At 66.3% G+C, this 23509-nt stretch carries 24 protein-coding genes, 1 pseudogene and 1 riboswitch; of the genes and pseudogenes, 12 read left to right on the forward strand and 13 right to left on the reverse strand.

Going from position 1 to position 23509, the window contains the following annotated elements; genetic code table 11:
- Positions 1–494, reverse strand: a pseudogene (locus OC550_RS13150) (hypothetical protein); the annotation flags it as partial.
- A gap of 254 nt (positions 495–748) precedes the next feature.
- On the opposite strand from OC550_RS13150, the gene OC550_RS13155 reads away from it, so the two are divergent.
- Both OC550_RS13155 and OC550_RS13160 read left to right on the forward strand, forming a co-directional pair.
- The gene (locus OC550_RS13155) at positions 749–1651 is read left to right on the forward strand and encodes a hypothetical protein (protein WP_262106350.1); all 903 of its coding nucleotides are present in this window, start codon (positions 749–751) and stop codon (positions 1649–1651) included.
- 79 nt (positions 1652–1730) lie between these two features.
- On the forward strand, positions 1731–2792 hold the full coding sequence (locus OC550_RS13160; protein WP_262106351.1) for an ATP-dependent DNA ligase: 1062 nt from the start codon (positions 1731–1733) through the stop codon (positions 2790–2792).
- 32 nt (positions 2793–2824) lie between these two features.
- Here OC550_RS13160 and OC550_RS13165 read toward each other — a convergent pair whose 3' ends face one another.
- Complete coding sequence (locus OC550_RS13165; protein WP_262106352.1) at positions 2825–3781, reverse strand: TIGR03885 family FMN-dependent LLM class oxidoreductase; 957 nt, start codon at positions 3779–3781, stop codon at positions 2825–2827.
- A 127-nt stretch (positions 3782–3908) separates the two neighbouring features.
- Between OC550_RS13165 and OC550_RS13170 the strand changes: the two genes are divergently transcribed.
- The 3 genes from OC550_RS13170 to OC550_RS13180 all read left to right on the forward strand — a co-directional run bounded on the left by OC550_RS13170 (position 3909) and on the right by OC550_RS13180 (position 6502).
- Entirely contained in the window at positions 3909–4916 is a 1008-nt protein-coding gene (locus tag OC550_RS13170; RefSeq protein WP_262106353.1) for an aldo/keto reductase, read from the forward strand.
- A gap of 83 nt (positions 4917–4999) precedes the next feature.
- Positions 5000–5117, forward strand: a riboswitch (SAM riboswitch).
- Between the two features lie 54 nt (positions 5118–5171).
- Complete coding sequence (locus OC550_RS13175) at positions 5172–5678, forward strand: flavin reductase family protein (protein WP_262106354.1); 507 nt, start codon at positions 5172–5174, stop codon at positions 5676–5678.
- Positions 5679–5830: 152 nt separating this feature from the next.
- The gene (locus tag OC550_RS13180; RefSeq protein WP_262106355.1) at positions 5831–6502 is read left to right on the forward strand and encodes a thymidylate kinase; all 672 of its coding nucleotides are present in this window, start codon (positions 5831–5833) and stop codon (positions 6500–6502) included.
- Here the strand turns inward: OC550_RS13180 and OC550_RS13185 are convergent.
- Complete coding sequence (locus OC550_RS13185) at positions 6499–7827, reverse strand: SdrD B-like domain-containing protein (protein ID WP_262106356.1); 1329 nt, start codon at positions 7825–7827, stop codon at positions 6499–6501. The genes OC550_RS13180 and OC550_RS13185 overlap by 4 nt on opposite strands.
- A gap of 463 nt (positions 7828–8290) precedes the next feature.
- Here OC550_RS13185 and OC550_RS13190 point away from each other — a divergent pair, with 463 nt between their 5' ends.
- On the forward strand, positions 8291–8722 hold the full coding sequence (locus tag OC550_RS13190) for a hypothetical protein (protein WP_262106357.1): 432 nt from the start codon (positions 8291–8293) through the stop codon (positions 8720–8722).
- Between the two features lie 116 nt (positions 8723–8838).
- On the opposite strand, the gene OC550_RS13195 is transcribed toward OC550_RS13190, so the two are convergent.
- The gene (locus tag OC550_RS13195) at positions 8839–9066 is read right to left on the reverse strand and encodes a CsbD family protein (RefSeq protein ID WP_262106358.1); all 228 of its coding nucleotides are present in this window, start codon (positions 9064–9066) and stop codon (positions 8839–8841) included.
- Positions 9067–9254: 188 nt separating this feature from the next.
- Between OC550_RS13195 and OC550_RS13200 the strand changes: the two genes are divergently transcribed.
- Positions 9255–9482 (forward strand): hypothetical protein, encoded by a 228-nt coding sequence (locus OC550_RS13200; RefSeq protein ID WP_262106359.1) that lies wholly within the window; start codon positions 9255–9257, stop codon positions 9480–9482.
- On the opposite strand, the gene OC550_RS13205 is transcribed toward OC550_RS13200, so the two are convergent.
- The 9 genes from OC550_RS13205 to OC550_RS13245 all read right to left on the reverse strand — a co-directional run bounded on the left by OC550_RS13205 (position 9479) and on the right by OC550_RS13245 (position 17767).
- The gene (locus OC550_RS13205) at positions 9479–9667 is read right to left on the reverse strand and encodes a hypothetical protein (protein WP_262106360.1); all 189 of its coding nucleotides are present in this window, start codon (positions 9665–9667) and stop codon (positions 9479–9481) included. The two genes, OC550_RS13200 and OC550_RS13205, sit on opposite strands and share 4 nt — an antisense overlap.
- Before the next feature lie 36 nt (positions 9668–9703).
- Positions 9704–11101 carry a DUF1624 domain-containing protein gene (locus OC550_RS13210; RefSeq protein WP_262106361.1) on the reverse strand — a complete coding sequence of 466 codons (1398 nt, stop codon included), beginning with the start codon at positions 11099–11101 and terminating at the stop codon, positions 9704–9706.
- Between the two features lie 449 nt (positions 11102–11550).
- A complete protein-coding gene (locus OC550_RS13215) occupies positions 11551–12519 on the reverse strand; it encodes an aldo/keto reductase family oxidoreductase (protein WP_306556933.1) in 969 nt (322 codons plus the stop codon).
- A gap of 67 nt (positions 12520–12586) precedes the next feature.
- Positions 12587–13021, reverse strand: coding sequence for a CBS domain-containing protein (locus OC550_RS13220; RefSeq protein ID WP_262107167.1), 435 nt, complete (start codon positions 13019–13021; stop codon positions 12587–12589).
- A gap of 162 nt (positions 13022–13183) precedes the next feature.
- Positions 13184–14260: an MBL fold metallo-hydrolase gene (locus OC550_RS13225; protein WP_262106362.1), complete on the reverse strand. Its 1077-nt coding sequence runs from the start codon at positions 14258–14260 to the stop codon at positions 13184–13186.
- 24 nt (positions 14261–14284) lie between these two features.
- Positions 14285–15130, reverse strand: a complete 846-nt coding sequence (locus tag OC550_RS13230; protein ID WP_262106363.1) for an ABC transporter ATP-binding protein — start codon at positions 15128–15130, stop codon at positions 14285–14287.
- A complete protein-coding gene (locus tag OC550_RS13235; RefSeq protein ID WP_262106364.1) occupies positions 15127–15930 on the reverse strand; it encodes an ABC transporter permease in 804 nt (267 codons plus the stop codon). The genes OC550_RS13230 and OC550_RS13235 overlap by 4 nt, the downstream gene beginning before the upstream one ends.
- Positions 15927–16583: an ABC transporter permease gene (locus OC550_RS13240; protein ID WP_262106365.1), complete on the reverse strand. Its 657-nt coding sequence runs from the start codon at positions 16581–16583 to the stop codon at positions 15927–15929. The genes OC550_RS13235 and OC550_RS13240 overlap by 4 nt, the downstream gene beginning before the upstream one ends.
- Before the next feature lie 215 nt (positions 16584–16798).
- Positions 16799–17767, reverse strand: a complete 969-nt coding sequence (locus OC550_RS13245; protein WP_262106366.1) for an ABC transporter substrate-binding protein — start codon at positions 17765–17767, stop codon at positions 16799–16801.
- 164 nt (positions 17768–17931) lie between these two features.
- Between OC550_RS13245 and OC550_RS13250 the strand changes: the two genes are divergently transcribed.
- The 5 genes from OC550_RS13250 (at position 17932) to OC550_RS13270 (ending at position 23500) form a co-directional block, all read left to right on the forward strand.
- Positions 17932–18843, forward strand: a complete 912-nt coding sequence (locus tag OC550_RS13250; protein WP_262106367.1) for a LysR family transcriptional regulator — start codon at positions 17932–17934, stop codon at positions 18841–18843.
- Positions 18840–19799 (forward strand): helix-turn-helix domain-containing protein, encoded by a 960-nt coding sequence (locus tag OC550_RS13255; RefSeq protein ID WP_262106368.1) that lies wholly within the window; start codon positions 18840–18842, stop codon positions 19797–19799. Before OC550_RS13250 ends, OC550_RS13255 begins: the two co-directional genes overlap by 4 nt.
- A gap of 46 nt (positions 19800–19845) precedes the next feature.
- The gene (locus OC550_RS13260; RefSeq protein WP_262106369.1) at positions 19846–20469 is read left to right on the forward strand and encodes a dihydrofolate reductase family protein; all 624 of its coding nucleotides are present in this window, start codon (positions 19846–19848) and stop codon (positions 20467–20469) included.
- Positions 20470–20623: 154 nt separating this feature from the next.
- Positions 20624–22420, forward strand: coding sequence for an FAD-dependent monooxygenase (locus OC550_RS13265; protein WP_262106370.1), 1797 nt, complete (start codon positions 20624–20626; stop codon positions 22418–22420).
- 3 nt (positions 22421–22423) lie between these two features.
- Positions 22424–23500, forward strand: a complete 1077-nt coding sequence (locus OC550_RS13270; RefSeq protein ID WP_262106371.1) for a maleylacetate reductase — start codon at positions 22424–22426, stop codon at positions 23498–23500.
- Positions 23501–23509: the final 9 nt, after the last annotated feature.

Consider the following 23509-nt stretch of genomic DNA (forward strand, 5'->3'; position numbering starts at 1 on the left):
GCCCCAGCCCCATCCCCAGCTTCATCCGCCGCCGGTACCGGCTCGGACGCTGTCAGGGGATCAGCGAAAACGGGCTCCGCCTCACCGGACTTGGCCGGCTCAGTAGCTGGCACTGCGGAGGGCTGGGTTTCAAATGATGCAGGGGCTTCGGTGTCTTCCGGCCCGGCCGCCGCATCATCCGGCGCGCCGGCTGCAGGACCGTTCAGATCCGTGGGCGTCGCGTTCGAGGCGGCTGCGGCATCCGCGGCCGCGGCCGGAGCCTCGACGACAGCTTCCAGGCCCGCGATGTGCACGGTGCCGAACGTGGGATCTTCCACGACACGCAACTGATCGCCGGCGCCAGGGGCCAGGTCCGGATACATCCGCCGTAGGCACTCATCCAACAGCGCCCTATGCAAGTGGTACTCAAAAAGAGAAGACGGCCCATCAGGGGCAGCAGAGAACGAGGCATTGACCTGCCGCTTCCTCGACCGCTGCTTCCCGAAGTCCTCCATGCACCAACATTATGAGCCGGCTCTGACAGTATTCGAAGGGACGCTTAGCGTGCGCGGATGACTGGCTCCGCGGCGTATTTGCGGGATGACGTAGGACCGGCCCCGCCGTAATAACGGGATAACGATAGGACCGGCCCCACCGGAGTAACGGGATAACGATAGGACCTGCCCCACCGGAGTAACGGGATAGCGATGGGGCCGATCTCCGCCAGTTTCTGGCTGCCGCCGCACCGCAACTCACGTATCCTGTGGACATGCTCACGGGAGCCCGGATCTGGGCCTGGTTTGCGGCGGTCTTCTGGGCCGTAGGCTTCTTCGGGATCATCGATCTCACGATGCTCCTCGGCGTGAACCCGGCTTTCCATGCCGTGATGGGCCTCGAAACCAGCTGGGGCGTGCTGTTCACTTTCATCGTCGGCGGATCCTTCGTGGCCATCGCCGCGCGGCCTCGGCAACCTTGGCCGGCCCTCGTGCTGCTCTGGCTGGTGGTCGCGGCGCTGCTGCTGGCCGGCGTCCTCGCCGAGGATTCCGGGCCGCTGGTGCCCGCCGCGCTGCTGCTCCCCATGAGCTTGGTTCCGCTGCTCTCCCCTGCGGACAGGCCAGACCGTGCGGACGGCAGGCTGGAACCCAGCGGACCGATTCTTGCGCTGGCCCTGCTCGGGGCGCCGGGCTGGTGGAGCTACACGGCGGTCGCTGTCGAGCAGTCCCTCACACCCGGGGTCGTCGACGACACGTCCTGGGGACTCTCGCACTGGCCCATCCAGGCCGCCCTCGGCCTGCTACTGGTGATGGGCGTCCTGGTCATGGCCTTCTGGCCCGCCGGCCGCACTCTCATCGGCACCGCCTGCGGCAGCAGCGCCGTAGTACTGGGGACCAGCTGGCTGCTCTACCCCGACAGCGCCGGTGCCGCACACAGCACCGGGCTCTCCCTGGCGGCCATTCTCTGGGGCCTCGCCGTGCTCCTCAGCCCGTTCCTGCGCCGAAAGGAACAAGGGCCGGACGCCCGGCTCCCTTCCCCGGCCACCAATCCGGACCCGCCCGCCCTCACCGAAGCCGCCGCCGAGCCCGGCGCTGGCACCCCTACCCCGCCCGTCCTCAGGGAAGCCGTCGTCGAGCCGGGCGTTCGAGACCAAAGCCCCGCCCACCGCCGTCGTTAGCCTCACGGCCCGCGGAACGCCGCCGCCGGGATGGCGCCAAGGGATGACAGGGCCCAGGCCAGCGGCAAGAATGGGCCACATGCAACTGCCTGTGATGCCCCCGGTCAAGCCCATGCTCGCCAAGTCCGTGGCGCGGATCCCGGAGGGCGAGCTGTGCTACGAGCCCAAGTGGGACGGCTTCCGGTCCATCATCTTCCGCGACGGCGACACGGTGGAAATCGGCAGCCGGAACGAGAAGCCGATGACGCGCTACTTCCCGGAGGTCGTGGAGGCGGCGCTGGAGCAACTGCCGCCGCGCTGCGTGGTCGACGGCGAGATCATCCTGGTCCGGCCGGGCGGCGATCGGCTGGACTTCGAGATGCTGCAGCAGCGCATCCATCCGGCCGCGAGCCGGGTGAAGCTGCTGGCGGCCGAGACCCCGGCCAGCTTCGTGGCCTTCGACCTGCTGGCGCTCGACGACGTGGACCTGATGCCGCTGCCATTCTCGGCCCGACGGAACGCGCTGGAGGAGCTCCTCTCCGAGGCGGCCGGGCCGGTCCACCTGACCCGCACCACCCGTGACCACGCGCAGGCCGAAGAGTGGTTCCGGCACTTCGAGGGGGCGGGGCTGGACGGCATCGTCGCCAAGCCGCTGGACGGGACGTACCAGCCGGACAAACGCGCGATGTTCAAGATCAAGCACGAGCGTACGGCGGACTGCGTGCTGGCCGGCTACCGCGTGCACAAGAGCGGCCCGGGCCTGGTGGGCTCGCTGCTGCTGGGACTGTACGACGGCGGCGGCCTCACCCATGTGGGTGTGGCGGGGGCCTTCTCGATGCAGCGGCGCAAGGAGCTCTTCGAGGAACTGCAGCCGCTGATCGCCGATTCCGGCGAGCATCCGTGGAGCCGGTCCGAGCACGAGGCCGGCAAGCGCACGCCGCTGACCTCCGAGGGCAGCCGCTGGAGCGCCGGCAAGGACCTGTCCTTCGTGCCGCTGCGGCCGGAGCGCGTGGTCGAGGTTAAGTACGACCACATGGAGGGCGAGCGCTTCCGGCACACGACGCAGTTCGTCCGCTGGCGGCCGGACCGGGACCCGGAATCCTGTACCTACGAACAGCTGGAAGAGCCGGTCAAGTACGACCTGGCGGACGTGCTGAGCTAGGCCGGACGCGCAGCCAGCCCGGCCGTGTGCTGCTAGGCCAGCTGCGGCAGCACGTCCTGCCCGAAGGCGTGGATGAACGGCTTCTGCTCCTGCCCGACGAAGTGCAGGTAAAGCTCGTCGAACCCGAGGTCCAGGTACTCCTGCAGCCACTGGGCGTGCCGGCCGGTGTCGGCGGAGACGTTGACGGACTGCCGGATCTGCTGCTCGCCCACCATCGTGCTCACCGCGTCGAAGTAGGCGGGCGTGGGCAGGTCCGCGCCGACGAAGGACGGGAAGACGTTGCTGCCCCACTGGTCCAGCGCGATTTCGACGGCGGTGTCCTCCTCGGGCGCCCAGGACAGGTGCACCTGCAGCACGGCTTTGCCCTTGCCGCCGTGCTCCCGGTAGGCGCCGAGGACCTTGCGCAGCTGTTCCGCCGGTTGGTTGACCGTGACCAGCCCGTCCGCCCACGCCGCCGCCCTGGCGGCCGTGTCCGGGCTGATGGCCGGGGCGATGATGTCCGGCTTGGGATCGGGCACGTCCCAGATCCGGGCCTGCTCCACGGTGACGAGGCCGCGGTGGGTGACCACTTCGCCGTCGTGCATCTGCCGGATGACATGCACGCACTCCTCCAGGCGGCGCTGGCGGACGTCTTTGGCAGGCCAGCCGTCCCCGGTGACGTGCTCGTTGATGTTCTCGCCGCTGCCCGGGGCGAACCAGAAGCGGCCCGGGAACATGCTGGCGAGGGTGGCCGAGGCGTGCGCGATGACGGTGGGATGATAGCGCTGGCCGGGCGCGGTGACGACGCCAAAGCGCAGCTTGGTGGTGGCGAGCGCGGCGCCCAGCCACGACCAGGCGAAGCCGGAATGGCCCTGCCGGGCGGACCAGGGCTCTAGGTGGTCGGAGCACATGGCCGCGCCGAAGCCGGCCTGCTCGGCCAACTGGACGTCGGCCAGGAGCTGGGCCGGAGCGATCTGTTCGTGCGATGCATGGAACCCGATGACAGCCACGCTCCATGCTTACCGCGAGGTCCGGGGCTTGTCGAGGCATCCGCCGGAATCGGTCGGCCAAATGCCGGACGGGCCGGAGGCGTGTGCTAAGAAGAAGCGTTGGCACGCACGCAGCGGAAGGGACAGCATGGGCACTCGCCGGATCGGGGCCAGGGACGCCGGCAGCATCGGGCTCGGGTGCATGAACCTCAGCCATGCCTACGGCACGCCCCCGCCGCGCGAACAGGCCGAGGCGCTGCTGCTGCACGCGCTGGACAGCGGCGTGCGGCACTTCGACACGGCCGCGCTCTACGGCGCGACGGCGAACGAGACCCTGGTCGGCGAGGTCCTGGGCGCGCGGCGCGACGAGTACTTCCTGGCCAGCAAGTGCGGCATGACGAGCGTGGACGGCAAGCGCGTGATCGACGGCCGGCCGCACACGCTGAAGGCCACCTGCGAGGAGGCGCTGCGGCGGCTGCGCACGGACCACATCGACCTCTATTACCTACACCGCTGGGACAAGACCATCCCGGTCGAGGAGAGCGTCGGCGCCCTGGCTGAACTCGTGGCCGAAGGCAAGATCGGCGGAATCGGCCTTTCCGAGGTTTCCGCCGACACGCTGCGCCGGGCCCACACGGTGCACCCGATGGCGGCGCTGCAGACGGAGTATTCACTCTGGACGCGCAATCCGGAGCTGGGCACCCTGGACGCCTGCCGGGAGCTGGGCACCGCGTTCGTGGCGTTCAGCCCGCTGGGCCGCGGTTTCCTCACCGGCACGGTCCGCGATGTGGCGTCCCTGCCCGACGGCGACATCCGCCGCGGTATGCCGCGCTTCTCGGCGCAGAACTACCCGCTCAACCTGCGGCTGCTTGATGAATTCATCCGGCTCGCCGCGGAGGCCGGCTGCACGCCGGCCCAGCTGGCTCTGGCCTGGGTGCTCCACCGCGGCGAGGACATCGTCGCCCTTCCCGGAACCACCAGCATCGCCCACCTCGACGAAGATCTGGCGGCCGCCGCCGTCGTACTTGATGCCGCGCTGATGACCCGGCTGGACGAGCTGATCAACGAGAAGACGGTGCACGGCCCGCGCTACAGCGCGGCGCTGCAGGGCGACGTGGACACCGAAACGTTCAGCGAACCGGAGCGGTCGGAGTAGCTCCCGGCATCGGCGCGGCGGTCCTTTACGAAGTGTTGCTGGGGTTTGACCCCGCAGCACGCCGCGTTTAGCGTGGAAAGCAGAATCATGAGTGCCAACACCAAGCCCTGGCTGGTTGGCCGGCAACCCTCTCGCCGTAGCGGGGTGCTCCAGGTGATGATTCGGCCCGCTGGCCGACAGCCAGCGTCGCAAGTACTGCGCATTCGCCGGTCGTAGAGGAAGCCAGCGGATTCGCCTGACGGCAAAGGAACCGGCATGTCCCTCCACGATGATCTGCAGCCCGATACCCTCCGCAAGGCGTTCGGACGGTTCCCGTCGGGTATCGCCGCCCTGTGCGCCATTGTCGACGGCGCCCCGCAGGGCATCGTCGCATCCTCCTTCACCGTGGGCGTCTCCATGGACCCGCCGCTGGTGATGTTCGCGGTGCAGAACACCTCGCGCACCTGGCCGATCGTGCGCACCGCCGGACGTATCGGCGTTTCCGTGCTGGGTGCGGGGCACGACGGCGTCTGCCGCCAGATCGCGTCGAAATCCGGGGACCGCTTCGCCGGGCTTCAACTTCATTCCACCGACGACGGCGCCCTCTTCCTCGAGGAGGCCGCGCTGTGGCTGGACTGCTCCGTGGAGCAGGAGGTTCCGGCCGGCGACCACCACGTGGTGCTGCTGAGGGTGCACGCCCTGACCACGCACGACGACGCGCACGAGCCGCTGGTCTTCCACGGCTCGGCCTTCCGCCGGCTGGAGCAGCCGGTGTTCGTCTAGCACCGGGCTTCGTCTAGCACCGGGCTTCGTCCAGCACCGGGCTTCGTCCAGCACTGCAGCCGCTCCAAGCGGGCGCCCAGATTCCCGCCGTAAGGTAGGCGGATGATGACGAGTGTTCCCGCTGCGGCCCCTGCCCATTGCCGCGCCCGGCCGTGACCGTCATCCTGCCGGATCCGGGCCGGACGGCCGATCCAAACGAACATGGAGCACCCCGGCGAGGCCCGTACCGCGTGGCCCTGGTCGGCATCGACGGCTCCGGGAAAACCTCTGCGGCCGAGGCTGTCAAGGCCCGGTTCGCGGCTGCCGGCGAGCCCGTCGCCGTCCACGGAATCTACGCCGGCCGCAAGACGCTGGAGCGGTGGGCCGGCCGGCTCGGCACCACCGCCGAGCGCCTGCTGGGCCGCAGGGGCCTGACCGCCGTCGAAAATGCCATCCGCGCCGCTATGGCCTGCAGTGCCTACTGGAAGTCCCGGAACGCCGAGGGGCTGGTGCTGTTCGACCGCTCCCTGTACTGCCAGCCCGCACGTGACCACAGCCGCGGACTGGTCCGGCGGGGCCTCGCGGCAAGGCTGCTGGACCGGCTCCCTCGGCCGGACCTGGTCGTCTACTTTGCCATCCCGCCGGAGCGGGCGCTCGCCCGGGTCGCCCTGCGCGGAGAGGACTCCGAGACCCTCGCAGAGCTGCGCTCGTTCGACGCCGGTTACCGGGCGCTGCCGGAGTTCGGGGACTTCACGATCATCGACGCCAGTCGGCCACGTGCCGACGTGGCCGGGCAGCTGGAGCAGTTGATCCGCTCCCGCCGCCCGGCAGCCGGGGAATCCTAGGCGGCCCTGCGTCGGCCAAGCCGGAGCAGGAGGGCACCAGCGGCAATGACGAGACCGGCCCAAGGCGCCCAGGCGGAAGCGCTGCTGCCGGTCTCGGCGAGGCGCGTCGTTGGCTGAGGCTCCCCCGGTGCAGCAACCGGCTGCGGGTTCAGCGCCATCGGCTCAACCGCGGGCTCTACCGGCGCCGGCGCCGCGACCGCCACCTCCTCGGCAATGCCAAAGATGATTCCAAAGGGCGCTGCTCCTACGATGGCGAAGTACGGCGTCAGCCCATTGGCGTCGATTTCCAGCGTCCGGAGCGAAACATCTTCTAGATCGAGGGAGAAGTCGAGCCATTCCGCGCCGGTGACTACATACCCTTCGGGCGGGATGACGCGAAGCCTGTACTCCCCGATTTCCAACTCCCCCATCGAGACCCCGCCCTCGTCCGTCGTGGTCGTCGAATGGACGTTGCCATCAGCGTCCAGGATTTCGATTTCGACGCCGGGAGCACCGGTTTCCATTTCATCGGCCACGCCGTCGCGGTCGGCGTCGTAGTAGCTTCCGAGAAACAGGTTTGGCACCTTTTCCACAAGAACATCTCCCGCAAAAGCGGCGTCCACCTGCACGGTGGCCTGCTCGGCGCTGAGTGTGAAGGTTTCGGAGTAGCCATCGATGTCAATGTCGCTGGTCGGTTCGTCCTCCGAGGCGTGGGGTGGCGCAGGAACGAAGTTCAGGTCTTCCACGGGAGCGAAACGCACCCGATAGGTTCCGGGCTCAACTTCCTCGAAAGAGTAGGGAGCACGTCCTTCGGTAACCACTGTGTCGACGACGTCACCATTTTCGTCCAGCAATTCGACTTCGGCGCCGTAGATTCCGTAGTCGACTCCGTAATCGAAAACTCCGTCGCCCCACATGTCCTCCCAAACAAAGCCGTAGACCCTGTAGCCTGCGGCCCGTGGCTGCGCTTCCAGAGTGACGGGGGCAGGCTCCTCAGGTGCGGATGGCTCACTGGCACCAGGCAGTCGGTGTTCGGTCTCAATCTCTTCCCGAGCCTCAATGGCCTCCGGCTCTTGGGCTGCTTCATCGCGCCCGGTTTCGCTCTCCGGCTCCGCTGCGGGGGCTTCGCCGGTGTCCTCGCCGAGTCCGGGCAACACGGAATCAACGGCGTCCTCCAGGAGAGACTCGCGGGACGGTTCCTGTTCGGCAACAGTGGCTGCCGCCGCCGGCGTCTCCGGCAGCTCATCGGCCAGAGCCGACGGCGCGAGGGCGATACCGAAAACAGCCAGCGCTGCGGTTGCGGAAAGTGCAGTCGCGGCACGGAACCGGCCAAGCTGAGACCCCATTGATGTCCATCCCCTAGGCAGCGGGGAACGGCGCCGGCGGCGCGCGAAAATAGGCAGAATCCCCAACTTGAGGACAAGCATAAGCGAAGGAAGCTGATCCGATTAACCAAGAGCCGGCGACCCTGTATTTGGAGCCTGAAACGGACCCAGCAACCATCCCCTCCCGGCGTGTGGCACCCTGCACCGACGGCGGCACAAGCCCCAATGCAGGGGGCTGGGAGGCAGAGAAGACAGACCGATATCATAGAAGTGCGTGCGCCCGTGATGAGGCCAAGGGCCATTCCAAGTGTGGCTCTATCCGTCCAAACACAAATCGTTGAACCTGCAGTTTCAGGTGACCCGAGGGTTGAAGACCACTGAGGGTGGGGGCAGCACTTGAAGGACGCGGTGCCGGGGCGTCCCCTGCGGTTGAATGACGCATCCCCCAAGGGGCAGAACCCGGTATCTACGAAAGTGCACAATCATGAAGCAATCAACTCCTTGGCGTCTCCTCGTGCCCGCACTTGGAGCTTCCCTTGGCCTGCTTGGCACCTTGGGTATGTCCGCCCCTGCAACGGCTGCGGTCAGCACTGCATCGACTCCGTCAATCCAGCATCACGACGACGACCGTGACGATGCCGAATTGGAACTGAGCCAGGAAGCCGAAGACGAGATTCAAGTAGAAGGCACGGGCTACGAGGACAACAGCAGAGTCCGTGTCTGGCTCGTCCAGTTCGACGACGACGATTATGACGCTGAGGTCGTCGACTACCGCCGCGTGTGGACTGATGACGATGGTGGATTCGACTTCACTGAGGATGGCCTCGATTGCGGCGACACGTACCAGGCTTTCAGCTTCAGCCATGATGACGGTTGGGTGAAGAGCGACAAGCTCGACCTCGACTGCGACGACTGAGCCGAACTGCCGAATCCTGCAATCCAGTGGGCCGGAACCATAGCTGTCAGGCCCGCGAGATCCAGTCATCATGAATGATGCCCCGCCGGACCAGGCGGGGCATCATTCATGTGCGGTCAGAGCCGGCCGCCGCCTTCCGTGTCGTCCACCCGGTTAGCATCGTCCTTCAGGTGCGCCTTGGCATCGGCGACTTTGTCCTTGATTTCGCCTTCGGCCTGCTGGGCGTGGCCCTTGGCCTCCTGTGACTTGTCATCGGTGGCCTTGCCGACCGCCTCGTTGACCTTGCCCTTGATCTTGTCTTTCGCAGCATCGAACTTGTCGTCGACTCCCATGATCAATCCCACCTTAGCGATCGTTCCTGGCGTTGCGCCGGGCCGGGAAACCGTCCCACTGCGAACATTAGTCCCCTTCGCTGCGGGACGCAGCCACCGCCGTCGAAAATGGTGGCGGAGCGCACCGGAACACGGAATAGTGGGCCACAGCAGGCCCACCACCTGTGCCTTCGACTGCACCTACACAGGAGGAACCACCCATGGAGTTCGCCCAAGACGACGCCGGCGACCTGATTATCGGAGACGTGAGCAAGCCCGGTGGCCGCGCCCTGAGCATCGGCATCACCGGCATTTCCGGCAACGAGGTACTCAGCCTGAGCTGGGTTGAAACCGGCGAGGCCCTGAAACTGACGCTCGACGAAGCCGTACGGCTCCGGGACGAGATCGACCACATCATCCGGGACCGGCACCCGGCACAGGGGGCTTAACCCTGCACGGCGGGCGGCGCTACCAAGATCCGGTGCTGTCCTTCGCAGAGGTACACGCCCAGAGTGCCTTCCGGGACGGGGCCTTCCGCGGTCCACTGGCTTTCATCAAGTTCGCGCAGCGTCTGGCCGCATAGCGGACACAAGCGTCCGGATTCCTGTGCTCCCGTGGATGGTCCGTCGGTCATGATGTTCCTTCCGCAAATGGGCCAAGTCCCATCAACCTACTGGGTGCCGGAGGGGCGCGGAACCTTGGCAGGCAGATCCGTTTCCGATGGCGGCGCGCCTGGGTTCGGTTCGCGCGTTGCGGACAGCGGAACGTGCGGCGAAGGGCTCTCGGCAGGCTGCCGCCTGTGCCCCGCGCGAGACTGCCCGGACGAGGCGATTCTCGTGCGTACCCAGTCGCTCGAGTCCGAGATGATTTGCTCCAGAGGGCCCCTACCCATCGCGCTTCGCCAGACGAGGGCGAACAGCATGAATGAAATGATCTGGACCCACAGGGAAACCCGCGGCCGGGCCGTGTCCAGCACATCGATCGCCAGGATGACAACGTGTGCCGAATAGAGGGTCAGCGTCATGGCGCCGATAGCCGCGAACGGCGAGAAGATCTTGCCGCCGGAACGGGTCAGGAGCAGGACCACCCCCGTTACGGCCATCGCACAGCCTAGATCGTGTATCAGGTTGAGCGGGGTGTGTGAGTACGGTGCGACGGCGGCCAGCCACCACCCGGTGGTGTGCGGCAGCATCGGATCCTCGGGCCCGTACGCCAGGACGTCGACGATGTCCGCGCTGGTCATGCCCGGCGTCGCTTCCACCAAGCGCTGGAAGCCTCCGGCTGCTCCGAGCAAAAACTGGGAGAGGAACCATGTGGCCAGTGCCAGTCCCGCGCCCCAAGCGGCAATGACCAGCGCGACCTTCTTCGATGTCAGGACCTGGCGGCCGATGACTATGCCGACGCAGATGTAGGCCATCCAGAGCAGCGTAGGGTACTGGCCGATCAGGAGCATGTCGGCGACGAACGGCACTGGATATTGGAACATCGTTGTCAGGGTGTAGTCCGCGCCCGGATCAGGTTGTTCCGGGAGACTGTCCCCGAAGAGGAACAACAGGAGCGGGCCGAGGGTGGCGAACAGGACTCCGGCGATGAGCAGCACGCGGTTGGACCGGCCATACAACGGAATGACCAGCAGGAACAGGATGCCGAAGTAGGGAAGGATCGTCGTGACATCGGATTCTAGATAGCCCAGCAGGAGGCCGGCCAGCATGATGAGCAGGCCCCGAATGACGAGGGCTCCCCGGTCCGCCCACAGCGTGCGGCCAAACAGCTTTCCCCGCGACCGCCTCTCCACGAACGCAATGGACACGCCCGCCAGCAAGGCGAAGAGCCCGGCGGCGCGGCCGGCGAAGACGGCATAGACCAAGGACATGTCGTCGTTCTTATTCGTGACGGGCCATACGTGGACAGACACCATGCCGATCAGGGCGATGGACCGCGCAACATCGATACCGATGGCTCTTTTGGTCCGCGTCGATTCGTTGGGACCCGGCTCCGCCGGCGCTTCCGGTCGAGCCAATGCTGGTGGCGGGTAGACGGACCTTGGCTTCTGTATCCCAGCAGTCATGGCATTCCTCATTGACTTCGCGTAGGGCTGGACTGGCCGACACTGACTATTGACCTTTGCTCCGGCCCGCGCCCCATCGTGCGTAACCAGTCACTCGATTCCGAGATGATGGTTTGGAGAGGCACTCTGCCCCTGGTGTTGCGCCACAACAGGGCAAACAGCATGAAGGCAATGATCTGGATCATGGGCGGGACCAATGGGCGGTCATCGTCAAGCACTTCGAGCGAAGCGCTACGAAGTGTGCCGAAAGAAAAGGGCGGGCGACGCCGTCGTTCATGAGGGACCCCGTCACGCTGTAGGTTGCAGTTCTGAGCTCCCCCTCGCTGCAATTCTTCAGCGCCGCCATTATCGCTCCGTTACAGCTGCGTTATGACGGCATCATCGGCAGGTCATCAGCGCTGGTCGGAACCTTTCATGCCCACTGCCAAGATTTTTCCAACGTCCGTCTGCTAAGGCAGCGCGCGGCCGCGGGCAGCGACCCAGAGCGAATACCACTCATGCCGGCTCATGCTCTCAGCAACGCGCTTGGCCTCACCGCTGGCCTTGATCCGCCCAGGGTTGCTGGTGCCAAGGACCGGGCGGATCCGTGCCGGATGCCGCAGCAGCCAGCCAAGGACTATGGCTTCCGGTGCGCAGCCCTTGTCCTCCGCCAGCGCGGCAACCAGCGCCGCCGCAGCGGCATCCGATCCGGTTTCAGCGGTGCCGGGCGCACCGCTGTAGCGGCCTTGGGCTAGCGCACCCCAGGCTTGGAGCTCGATCCCTTCCGCCTGGCAGTACTCCACAGTTCCGTGCGGGAATCCGATTTCGGCAGCGTCGTCGTGGTTGACCAGTACCGAAGACTCGAGCCAGCCGCTGCGGTGCAGGCTCATCTCCAGCTGGTTGGCGGCGAGCGTCTCCGGCAGTGCCGACTGCAGCCAGCGCATTTGCTGGGCCGACATGTTGGATACTCCCAGCCGCCCGACTTTGCCTGCCTCCTTCAACTGCAGGAATGCCTCGGCGATCTCCTCCGGACGGGCGAGCGGATCGGGCCGGTGGATCAGCAGCGTCTCCACGTGCTCCGTGCCAAGCCGGTCCAGGCTCGCTTCCGCTTGCGCCAGAATCCACTCGCGCGAGGAGTCGTACTGGCCGACCTTGTCCGGAACCGGCAGCCGAATGCCGCACTTCGTCTGCAGCCGGATCCGGTCCCGCAGCCCGGGCCGTTCGGCCAGCACGCGGCCAAACGCCGCCTCCGCCTTACCATGCGCGTAGATGTCGGCGTGGTCGAAGTCGCGGATCCCGGCCTCCAGCGCAGCATCCACCGCCTCGTGGGCAGCTTTGACGTGCGCTGCTTCCAGCGGACCTGTTCCCCAGCCCCCACCTAAACCCATGCACCCGAAGATCAGCCGTGCTCCGCCGTCGTCCACTAATCCTCCGCCCACCTGAGACTAAACCGATGCAGACAAAGCCGCTGCTGTCCCGAAGAAGGGCAGCAGCGGCCGGGATCGATCAGGTCATCTGCATGGGCTTCCGCGCGGAAACATGTTCCACCATCTCGCCCACCTTTTGTTCAGTGTAGTTGCGCGCAATGTCGCCCTGGCTGACGATGCCCACCAGCTTGTGGCCGGTGATCACAGGCAGCCGCCGGACCTGGTACCGCTCCATCATCTGGATGGCTTCGTCGATATTGGCATCGGCGTCAATCCAGTGCGGCTTGCCCTGGGCAAGGTCGGCCGCCATCATTTCCTTGGCGTCCCTGCCTTCGGCAAGGCACTTCACCACGATGTCGCGGTCCGTAATGACACCCTTCAACATGCCGTCGTCACCGCAAATCGGCAGCGAGCCGCAGTCCAGGTCCTTCATCATCCGGGCAGCTTCTTCGAGGGTCTGATGTTCGCGTATACACTGGCAATCCGTCGTCATGAATTCACGTACGACGCTCATCATTCCTCCTCTATCGATGGGGTCATCGACGCCGGAGCCTCGGCGCCAGCGCCGATATGTCCAGACTATGCCCTCAAGAGACGGCCGGAACAGACCTCTGGGTCCGCCAAGGGCGGTGTCTCCTTCCGTGGGGAAGGAGACTCCGCCGTCGGTGTTGGCGGGTCAGTCCCGCTGCCCGCCGAGTCCGAAATGCATCAGGTCCTCACCCACGACAAGGTTTCCGGAGAAGCCGACCTGGGCCTTCTGCCATTTCTCCACCGGGGTGTTGCCGGGTACCAGGTGCGTGAGGACCAAGGTGCCGACCCCCGCCTTCTCCGCCTGCGGGCCGACCTCCTCGATGGCGGTGTGGGCGGCGAGCATGTGCTGCATCAGGTTTGGGTCCGGTTTGGCCGAGCCCGGACCCATGGGCCCATCCACCCAATCCATGTCGATGCACTCGTGCAACAGGATGTCCGCGCCCTCCGAAATGGTCACCAGGTTGTCGCAAACACCGGTGTCTCCAGAGACCACGATCGAGCCGTCCGGGGTGTCGAAGCGGAACGCAAAGGCCGGGAAGACCGGGCGGTGGTCCACCAGGATCGCGCTGACGCGGACGTTCTCGTCCCGGTAGATTTCAAACGGTTCCATGGCCGGCGTCGGGTTGCCGTTGGGATCGTCGCCGGTGCCGGCGGGCAGCTCGATGTCGTGGAACTCGAAGACTTCACGCAGGTCCTGCTTGGCGTTGTCGCGCATCCGGTCGTTGATGTCGAGGGCGTAGGCCTGCAGCAGCTTTTCCGATGACTCGACGAGGCCGGGGGTCGGCGACGCGGGGTGGAAGACCTCGGGCAGAAACCGGCGCTTTTCCTCGGCGAAGATGGGCGGCAGCGCGCCGCGGTCGCCGGGGCCGTGGATCTGGATGGGCTGCCTCAGTCCGTCGGAGCCGTTATGCCAGGCGAGCAGGAGCAGGTTCGGGTAATCCACCATGTGGTCCGAGTGGTGGTGGGTGATGAACACCGCCTTCATGTTGTCCAGGCCCTTCTGGAACCCTGCCGGTCCCAGCCCGGACTTGCGGAACTGCGGACCCCAGCCCTCACCGCAGTCAATGAGGTACACGGCGTCATTGACCGTTATGGCGGTGGAGATGCCTGAGCGGTCGGAGCCGTCCCACCACGGCGGGCCCCCCGCAGTCCCCAGCAGGGTCACGCGGGTCCGGTACTTGGCAGCTTCGGCCGCTTGCAGCGGCTGGTACGTCCTGGTCATTCTGGTGCCTTTCTCTCAGGCGGTCTAGCGGATGGTGGCGTGGGATTTGGCGGACTGGATCAGCTCGAACACTTCGGCGCGGAGCCGCGCGTATGCCGGCAACAGCTTGGTGTCGCGTTGATTGCGAGGCCGGGGCAGGTCGACAATGATGTTCCGGCTGACCGTGGTTGGCGCGCCCGAGAGCACGACCACCCGGTCCGCTAAGTAGACCGCCTCGTCGATGTCGTGCGTAACGAACACGACTGTGGTGTCGAATTCCTGCCGGACGCGCAAAACCAGGTCTTCCAGCTCGATCCGGGTCTGCGCGTCCACCGCTGCGAATGGCTCGTCCATCAGCAGCACGTCCGGCTGGTAGGCCAGTCCGCGGGCGATCGCCGCGCGTTGTTGCATGCCGCCGGACATCTGCCACGGGTACAGGTTGCCCTTGCCGCCCAGACCCACGGCCTCCAGCACGGATTCGATCCGCGCCGGCCGCTCCGTTTTGGGGAACTTGTTCTTCATCGGCAGTTCCACGTTCTGCCACACCGTCATCCACGGCAGCAGCGAGCGGCTGTAGTCCTGGAAGACGACGGCAAGCTTCGCCGGCGGTTCAGTCACCGGTTCCCCCTCGAAGACGGTCCGGCCGCCGGAGGGTGCGAGCAGGCCGGCCATGCACTTAAGCAGTGTGGTCTTGCCGGAGCCGGACGGTCCGACCACGCAGACGAACTCGCCCTTGCAGATTTCGAAGTCCACGCCGGCCAGGATCTGCACGTGTCCGTAGCTCTTCTGCAGTCCCTGCAACTGGAGCAGGACTTCGGAATTGACGACGGCGGGGTTTGCCTCGGGCGCTACGCGCCCCGTGTCCCGGGGGTACGTTTCGGTCATTTTCATGCACCGCTTCCTGTGGTGGCGAGCAGCCCGGCCTGCCAGCGCAGGACGTACCGCTCCAGACGGATGAAGAGCAGGTTGGCGAGGTAGCCGAGCAGGCCCAGGACCAGGGTTCCGGCCCAGGTTTGCGGGACGGCAAAGGTCTGCTGAGAATTGAGGACGTAGTAGCCAATGCCGTTGGTGGAGGCGACCATCTCGGACACGACGATCAGGATGATCGACATCTGCAGGGTGGTGCGCAGGCCGGCGAAGATCTGCGGCCCCGCATTGGGCAGGATGACGTAGCGGATCTTCTGCACCCGGGTGAGCCGGTATGACCTGGTCATCTCGGTCATCTGCGGATCCAGCGAGCGAACGCCGTCGATGGTATTGAGCAGCGTGGGCCAGATGGCACCGAAGACAATGATGGCAATGTTCATCGAGGAGCCGATCCCGAACAACAGCAGCCCGATAGGCAGCAGCACCGGCGGCGGCAGCGAACGGAGGAACTGGATGAGGGGTTCAGTGGCCGCCCGCAGCGCCGGGTACATGCCGATGACCAAGCCCAGTCCGATCCCGGCCAGTGAGGCGATCAGAAAGCCGGCAAGGAACTTCCCTACGACCGGCAGCAGGTGTTCGACGAACCCCGGCCCCAGCCAGTCGGCCAGCAGGGTTTCCGCGATCGTCTGCAGCGACGGGAAGTAGAGCGATGTGCTGGAGGCCGAGGCAATCCACCACAGTGCCACAAGTCCCACGGGAAGCCAGGCACGCAGGAGGAAGAGACCGATCCCGCCGAACCGCCGGGTGGTGTGGATGGTACTCACAGGTTTCCCTCCTGACGCATCGACGGATGCCAGAACATCAGCGGTTTCTGCGCGCTGCGGAATCCGGCGTTGATGAGCAGGCCCAGCAAGCCTGCAGCAAGGATCAGCGCATACATCTCGCTCAAGGCCCCGGCGGACTGCGCCACCACGATGTTCTGTCCCAGGCCTGCTGCACCTCCGATCATCTCGGTCACCACGGCGATAACGACGGCGATGGAAGCCGAGATCCGCATGCCCGTCAGGGCGAACGGCAGGATGGACGGTACGATCAGCCTGCTGGTCGTCAACCACCAGCCCAGGCGGTAGCTGCGGGCCATGTCGGCACTGATGCCGTTGACTTCCTTGAGCCCGTAGATCAACTGGGTCAGCAGCGGCCAGACCGCGCCCATCACGATGAGGAACAATTTCATTCCCGGCGACGGGCCCCAGAGCAACAGCCCCAGCGGGATCAGCGCCACTGGCGGAATGGGTTTGAGGAACTCCAGGACGAACCAGGTGGATTCCCGCACCGGGCGCACCAGACCGATCAGCAGGGCCAGAGGCGAGGCGATCAGCACGATCAGGAGCAAGCCGAGCATCGCCACGGACACCGTGTTCCATACCGCCAGCCAGAAGCCGCCCACGCCCAACTGGTGGAAAAACTCCGCCAACACCGCCGTGGCTGGGGGAATTGAGCCCGGAGGGAAAGCTCCGGTACGCGCCAGCAACTCCCAGACCGCCAGGACCGCAAGCACTGTCCCGGCACCCAGAAACGTTCGTCCGGTCTGGCTGGAGGCCGCGTTCCGTGGCCGTGTGGCCCGCTGCCCGCGGCCTCCTGCTGTGCCCACCGGGAACTGCGCAGGTTCTTTGACAGCCAGGTCGACCCTTGTCATTTCCACACCGCCTTCTCTACGTCGACTGCGTCCGGCAGGAATCCAAGCTGCTGCATGAGCCCTGCTGTGTGGTCCATGGCGGCCGTGTCCAGATTGTCGCTGTACAGCGGGACCTTGATCTTGCTGAAGACTTCCGGCGGCAGCTTGCCGTATTTGGCCAGAACTGCACCCACCTTCTCCGGATGCTTCGCCGCTTCCACGCTCGCCTTGTCCACGGCCCGAGCGAACTTCCTGACGATCTCAGGGTTGGTTTCGATGAACGGTCCCGCCGTAAAGATGACCGTGAAAGTGCCGTTCGGGCTCAAGGCTGACGAGTAGGGGCGGGCAAGCACTCTGGTTCCTTGGCCCACAGAGCGTGCATAAAACGGCTCCACCAAGGAGGCCGCATCGATGGCACCGCGAGCCAACGCCGGCACCATGTCCGGGAACGGCATGGCCACGAACGTCACCTTGGCGGGGTCCCCTCCGTCGGCCTTGATGGCTGCGGCCGCCGTGACATGGACGATCGAACTCAGCGCGTTCACTGCCACGGTCTTGCCCTCCAGGTCCCTGGGCCGTTCGACACCGCTCCCCGGCCCGGCAACCAGCGCCGACGGATCCTGCTCGGGGTCGGCGGCAATGGACGTCCCGTTCGCCACCGCCTTGAGCGGCAGGCCTTTCTGCACCGCGCCGAGGAACGGCGGAACGGCCGCAGTGCCGAACTGCAACTGGCCGTTGATCACGGAGGGTGCAATAGCGGCGGCGTTCTGCATCACCTGGGTTTTCACCTTCAGGCCCTCGTCCTCGAAATAGCCCTCTTCGGCGGCGATGTACACCGGGGCGAAGTCCGCTACTGGAATCACTCCGACTTTGATTTCGTCCTCCGGACCAAGCACCTTGGCACTGCCTCGGCCAACGCCACAGCCTGCTACCAGAACGAGGACCAGCAGTGCCGCCGCGGCGGAAAACCATCCACGGCCCGTCATGGGGTCGGCCTCAGGGCCGGGCTTCCGGTCATGGCATTCGTCATGGCTCCTCCTCGGGCTAAATGACGGAATTCCTTACGTGTTGCAAGTCACTATTTAGGTTCCCCGAGTGAGCACTAGAGGACAAATATCAATTTGTAGCCACTGCCATATACTTTGCGACTATGAACCTCCGCCAATTGGAGTACTTCCTCACCGTCACCGCCGAGGGCTCCTTCTCCCGCGCCGCGGCGGTCCTGCACATGACCCAGCCTCCGCTCAGCCAATCCGTCCTCCAATTGGAGAAGCAGCTAGGCGTCCAGCTGCTTGTCAGACACCGGCAGGGGGTCTCACCGACGGCAGCGGGGGAACTATTGGCCGCACAGGGCCAGCAATTACTGCGCTGGAGCGAACGAGTCGAAGAGCAGGTCAAGGCGGTCGGCCAAGGCATCGCGGGCAGGCTCCATATCGCGTCGGTCCCCACCTTCGCCTGGGCACACCTTCCGCCCTTGCTCAAGGCCTACGCCGCAAAGGCACCGGGTGTCGCCGTCGAACTTTCCGATCCGGAGCCCGCAGAAGTCCTCCGCCAGATCGCAACGGGCAACGCTGACGTCGGCTTCGTTGCCACGGACGATCCCGCCCGGTTGGCGGCGGGTCACGAGGAGCTAGGCGTTGCCGCCGTCATGGCCATGCCACTCGTGGCAGTACTTCCGCCGCGTCTGGCCCACCTGCCGGATCCACTGGACCTCGTGGAGCTGATGGGAGAGTCGTGGATCGTCCCCAGTGCCATTCCCGGTTTTCCCGGCATGACCGGGATCCTGGAACGCCTGTGGCATGGCCTCGGTGTCCGGCCCGGCTCCGTGCGTACCGTGTCTACGCTCCAGACAGCGATTCCGCTGATAGCGGCAGATATGGGCATCAGCCTCATGCCGCGGGCGATCGCCGACAGCGCCGGCAAACGCATTGCAGTCCGGGAGCCGTTGCAGCCGATGGACCCGCTCCATGCCGTCATGGTGTGGTCCCGGGACCTCCCGCCCTCGCCGGCGCTGGAGCGGTTCCTGCAGCTTGCGCGGCGCACGTACACTGGTGAACTATGATGCAGGCCACAGGTGGTGCGCGTCCGCATGGACTCACCCGGTTCTCCACGGTCGGGTTGCCCGGTGACCGCCGGATCGCGCTCTGGGAAGAGCACAACGCGCGGGCGCTGGTCGGGCTGCAGGCCAGGACGCTCAACGGCACGTCGCTGGAAGCCACCGAGCTGAACCTGAGCCTGCCCCGGCTGCAGTTCGCGCGCGTGGCAGGTACGCCGCATGTGGTGGAACGGTCCGCCCGTGAGATCGCCGCCCATCCTGCCGAGGCCGTCGTGGCCTACTTCGCGCTGGAGGGCGAGGGCTTCTTCTACCATCGGGACGGGTGCGAGATCCTCAAGCCGGGCCAGGCCATCCTCTACGACGCGGACCAGCCGTTCATGCGAGGCTTCTCGCACGGACTGAACGAACTGGCGCTGAAGATTCCTCGGCGGACGCTGGGCGAGTTCACCGGCCGCTCAGGGCTGAACCGGCCGCACGTGTTCGGCTTCCGGGCTCCGGAGGCCGGTACCGCCCACGCACAGGCCCTAGCGGCTTCACTCGCCGACGCGCTCTCCGGCCGGGCGCAGGACTGGGACCGCCTGGAAGCCACGACGCTGGACCTGCTGTCGCACATCATGAACGACGGCGGTGCTCCGCTTGGGCATCTTGAGGCGGCGCGGGCTTTCATCACCTCCCATTTGGGCGACGCCGGGCTGTCGGCCGGACAGATCGCGGCCGCGGTAGGCATTTCCGAACGCCAGCTCTCGCGCATTTTCGCCGAGGCCGGCAGCAGCATACCGCGCAGCATCCTGGACGCCCGGCTGGAGGCCGCCCGCGACCAGCTGCGCTCCCCCGCGACCTCGCGGCAGCCGCTGGCGGCGGTCGCTGCCCGGTTCGGGTTCGCGTCGCAGGCACACTTCTCCCGCAGCTACAAGGAGAAGTTCGGACTGACCCCGCTGCGGGACCGCACGGACCTGAGCTGAATCAAACAGCGGCTCTTGCCGTGCCTACGACGGGAAGGCAGCCTCCATGAAGCTGACGTTGACCGAGTTCGTGTCGCTGGACGGCGTATGCCAGGGGCCCGGCTCCCCGGACGAGGACACCAGCGGCGGCTTCACGCGGGGCGGCTGGTTCGTCCCGCACATGGACGATGCGTTCATGCAACAGGCGGCGGACTGGCTGGCGGAGGCGGGCGGCCTCCTGCTGGGGCGGCGGACCTATGAGGAGTTCGCCGAGGCCTGGCCAAACATGCCCGACCCCGACGAACCTTTCGCCCGCAAGATGAACGCCGTGCCGAAGTACGTCGCGTCCAACAGCCTGGCGGAAGCCACGTGGGCTCCCGTAACGATCCTCTCCGGCGACGTCCCTGCCAAGGTCGCCGAACTCAAACGGCAGCCGGGCCGGGAGCTGCAGATCCACGGCAGTGCGAGGCTCTGTCAGTCATTGCTGGCCGCGGGACTGGTGGACGAGCTGCGGCTGGTCATCGCGCCCGTCATCGTGGGCAGCGGGCGGCGGCTGTTTCCTGACGGCGCTGCCCCCACCGGGCTCAAGCTCGTCCGCCACTCCGCCACGCCCGGCGGGCTGGCCATCCATGTCTACGAAACAACGGGCGCCCCCGAGTACGGAACCTACGAGGGTCCCGGCGACGCCTGATCCCGGCGCCGCCGCCGGCGGTTTTGCCTGAATCCGCCATGACCTTGCCGCTTTCCGCCGTGATGGGGACGGCACCGCCAAAGTGTCACTGTGAGCTGGAACACTCGAATGCAGTTGCCCGGAAAGTCCGGCCTTTCGAAGTGGAGTAGTTGCCATGGTGATTTTCAATGACGGGGTCGCCGAGACCGAAACCCCGGATTCCGCCGTCGTCGAGACGGATGTCCTGATTGTCGGCTCGGGTCCTGCCGGTTCTTCCGCTGCGTTGTTCCTGTCCTCGCTCGGGGTCCCGAACATCATGATCACCAAGTACCGTTGGACCGCGAACACGCCGCGGGCACACATAACCAACCAGAGGACCATGGAGATCTTCCGCGATCTTGGCATCGAGGATCAGGTGCTCGCCGATGCCACGCCGCACCACATGATCGGCGACACGGTCTTCTGCACCTCGATCGCCGGCGAGGAGATCGGCCGCATCCTGACCTGGGGAAACCACCCGGCCCGGCACGCGGACTACGAGTTGGCCTCGCCCTCGCTGAACTGCGACATTCCGCAGACCTACCTGGAGCCAATCCTGGTCAAGAACGCGACAACGCGCGGAACCCAGACCCAGTTCTCCACCGAATACCTCTCGCACACGCAGGACGCAGACGGCGTGAACGTCCGAGTGCTCAACCGCCTCACCGGAACCGAGTACACGATCCGGGCCAAGTACCTGATCGGGGCGGACGGTGCGCGTTCCAAGGTCGCAGCGGACATCACGCTCCCGTACGAGGGGCAAATGGATATCGCAGGCTCCATGAACATCACGTTCAAGGCGGACATTGCCGAACTCGTCGGACACCGTCCGTCGGTGCTGTACTGGGTGGTCCAGCCCGGTTCCAACATCGGCGGCATCGGCGCCGGGCTGGTCCGCATGGTCCGGCCGTGGAACGAGTGGCTGATCGTCTGGGGCTTCGACATCAATGAGGGCACCCCCGAGGTCAGCGAGGAGGACGCCCGCCAGGTGGTGCGCAACCTGATCGGCGTGCCGGACCTGGACGTGGAGATCACCGGCATCTCGCTCTGGGGCAACAACGAGCAGTACGCCACGCACCTGCAGTCCGGCCGCGTCTTCTGCGCCGGCGACGCCGTGCACAAGCATCCGCCGAGCAACGGCCTCGGCTCCAACACCTCCATCCAGGACTCCTACAACCTGGCTTGGAAGCTCGCCGCGGTCCTGAACGGCCAGGCCGGCGAGGAACTGCTGGAGACCTACTCGGCCGAGCGGGCCCCGGTGGCGAAGCAGATCGTCACCCGGGCCAACCAGTCGGGCCGCGAGTTCGTGAAGCTGTTCGAGGCCCTGGGCATCGACACGGCGGAGTCGCCCGAGGAGATGCACGCGCTGATCGAGTCCCGCAAGGACAACACTCCGGAAGGCGCCGCCAAGCGCCTCGCCGTCCAGGAAGCCATGGAGATCAAGAACTACGAATTCAACGCCCACGGCGTAGAACTCGGACAGCACTACGTCTCCACCGCCGTCGTCGGCGACGGCACCGCCAAACCCGAACCCGCACGCGACCCCGAGCTCTACTACCAGCCGTCCACCTACCCCGGCGTCCGACTCCCGCATGCGTGGGTCGGAGACAACGTCAACAAGTACTCCACGCATGACCTCGCGCCCTACGGCCAGTTCACGCTCTTCACCGGCATCACCGGCGAGGACTGGGCGACGGCCGCGCGGAAGGTCGGCGACCAGCTCGGCGTCACGGTGAAGACGGTCGTCATCGGTCCGGGCCAGGAGATCACCGACCTGTATTTCGACTGGGCTAAACTGCGCGAAGTGGCAGAAGACGGAGCCGTCCTGGTCCGTCCGGACAAGCACATCGGCTGGCGTTCGGACCGGCTGCCGGCAGATCCGGAATCCGCCCTGAAGACCGCGCTGACCACCATGCTGAACCGGGAGAACTAAAGAATGAGCCTGACTTTTGAGCATGTGACGTTGGGGCAGCGAGTGCTGTTCGGCACCGGGAAGGCCGCGGAAAACCTCGCCTCCGAGGTGTCCCGGTTCGGCGCGCGGAGGGTGATGGTGATCGCCTCGGAGTCCGAGTCGTCCATCGCCGACGAGGTGGCCGCGGGCATTGAGGTGGCGTTGAATTACGACGATGTGGCGCCGCACGTACCGATCGAGAAGGCCGGGAAAGCCCGCGCGGCCGCGGCGGAGCACCGCATCGACCTGCTGGTGTGCGTGGGCGGCGGCTCGACCACCGGGCTGGCGAAGGCCATCGCCCTGACCACCGGGATCCCGATCGTGGCGGTCCCGACCACGTACGCGGGGTCCGAGGCCACCAACGTGTGGGGCCTGACCGAGGCGGCCCGCAAGAGCACCGGCGTCGACGACAAGGTCCTGCCCGCCACTGTCATCTACGACGCGAACCTGACCCTCTCACTGCCGGTCGAGCTGTCCGTGGCCTCCGGGCTGAACGGGATGGCGCACTGCATCGACTCGATGTGGGGACCGCGCGTCGACCCGATCAACCAGGCCCTCGCCGCCGAAGGCATCCGCGCCCTCAATGCCGGCCTGCCGGCCATCGTGAAGGACCCGGCCGGGCTCGAGGGCCGCGAACAGGCGCTCTACGGCGCCTACCTCTCCGCCGTCGCGTTCGCCTCCGCCGGGTCCGGCATGCACCACAAGATCTGCCACGTCCTCGGCGGGACCTGGAACATGCCCCACGCCCAGACCCACGCCACCGTGCTCCCGTACGTGCTCGCGTTCAACGCGCCCGAAGCACCGGACGCCGCACAGCGGATCGCCGCCGCGTTCGGCACCGCGGACCCGGTCGACGGCCTGAACCGGCTCCGCGAACAGCTGGACGCGCCCAAGGCGCTCAAAGACTACGGGTTTACCGAAGCGAACATCGCCGAAGCGGTCGAGCTGATCCTGCCGGTCATCCCGGCCTCCAACCCGCGCACCCCGACAGCCGCGAACCTGACCGCCCTGCTGCAGGCGGCGACCGCCGGCGACGACCCCAAAACCCTCACCGACTTCTAAGGCAGGCAG

The organism is Arthrobacter sp. Marseille-P9274, from assembly GCF_946892675.1.
Taxonomy (GTDB): domain Bacteria; phylum Actinomycetota; class Actinomycetes; order Actinomycetales; family Micrococcaceae; genus Crystallibacter.

Excerpts from the sequence above, each read along its gene's own strand:
- OC550_RS13205 (WP_262106360.1), bottom strand. The coding sequence starts at position 9,667 with ATGACCGACGGACCATCCACGGGAGCACAGGAATCCGGACGCTTGTGT.
- OC550_RS13175 (WP_262106354.1), top strand. The coding sequence starts at position 5,172 with ATGTCCCTCCACGATGATCTGCAGCCCGATACCCTCCGCAAGGCGTTC.
- OC550_RS13250 (WP_262106367.1), top strand. The coding sequence starts at position 17,932 with ATGAACCTCCGCCAATTGGAGTACTTCCTCACCGTCACCGCCGAGGGC.
- OC550_RS13260 (WP_262106369.1), top strand. The coding sequence starts at position 19,846 with ATGAAGCTGACGTTGACCGAGTTCGTGTCGCTGGACGGCGTATGCCAG.
- OC550_RS13170 (WP_262106353.1), top strand. The coding sequence starts at position 3,909 with ATGGGCACTCGCCGGATCGGGGCCAGGGACGCCGGCAGCATCGGGCTC.
- OC550_RS13255 (WP_262106368.1), top strand. The coding sequence starts at position 18,840 with ATGATGCAGGCCACAGGTGGTGCGCGTCCGCATGGACTCACCCGGTTC.
- OC550_RS13200 (WP_262106359.1), top strand. The coding sequence starts at position 9,255 with ATGGAGTTCGCCCAAGACGACGCCGGCGACCTGATTATCGGAGACGTG.
- OC550_RS13220 (WP_262107167.1), bottom strand. The coding sequence starts at position 13,021 with ATGAGCGTCGTACGTGAATTCATGACGACGGATTGCCAGTGTATACGC.
- OC550_RS13265 (WP_262106370.1), top strand. The coding sequence starts at position 20,624 with ATGGTGATTTTCAATGACGGGGTCGCCGAGACCGAAACCCCGGATTCC.
- OC550_RS13230 (WP_262106363.1), bottom strand. The coding sequence starts at position 15,130 with ATGAAAATGACCGAAACGTACCCCCGGGACACGGGGCGCGTAGCGCCC.
- OC550_RS13155 (WP_262106350.1), top strand. The coding sequence starts at position 749 with ATGCTCACGGGAGCCCGGATCTGGGCCTGGTTTGCGGCGGTCTTCTGG.
- OC550_RS13210 (WP_262106361.1), bottom strand. The coding sequence starts at position 11,101 with ATGACTGCTGGGATACAGAAGCCAAGGTCCGTCTACCCGCCACCAGCA.
- OC550_RS13245 (WP_262106366.1), bottom strand. The coding sequence starts at position 17,767 with ATGACGGGCCGTGGATGGTTTTCCGCCGCGGCGGCACTGCTGGTCCTC.
- OC550_RS13225 (WP_262106362.1), bottom strand. The coding sequence starts at position 14,260 with ATGACCAGGACGTACCAGCCGCTGCAAGCGGCCGAAGCTGCCAAGTAC.
- OC550_RS13160 (WP_262106351.1), top strand. The coding sequence starts at position 1,731 with ATGCAACTGCCTGTGATGCCCCCGGTCAAGCCCATGCTCGCCAAGTCC.
- OC550_RS13190 (WP_262106357.1), top strand. The coding sequence starts at position 8,291 with ATGAAGCAATCAACTCCTTGGCGTCTCCTCGTGCCCGCACTTGGAGCT.
- OC550_RS13185 (WP_262106356.1), bottom strand. The coding sequence starts at position 7,827 with ATGGGGTCTCAGCTTGGCCGGTTCCGTGCCGCGACTGCACTTTCCGCA.
- OC550_RS13270 (WP_262106371.1), top strand. The coding sequence starts at position 22,424 with ATGAGCCTGACTTTTGAGCATGTGACGTTGGGGCAGCGAGTGCTGTTC.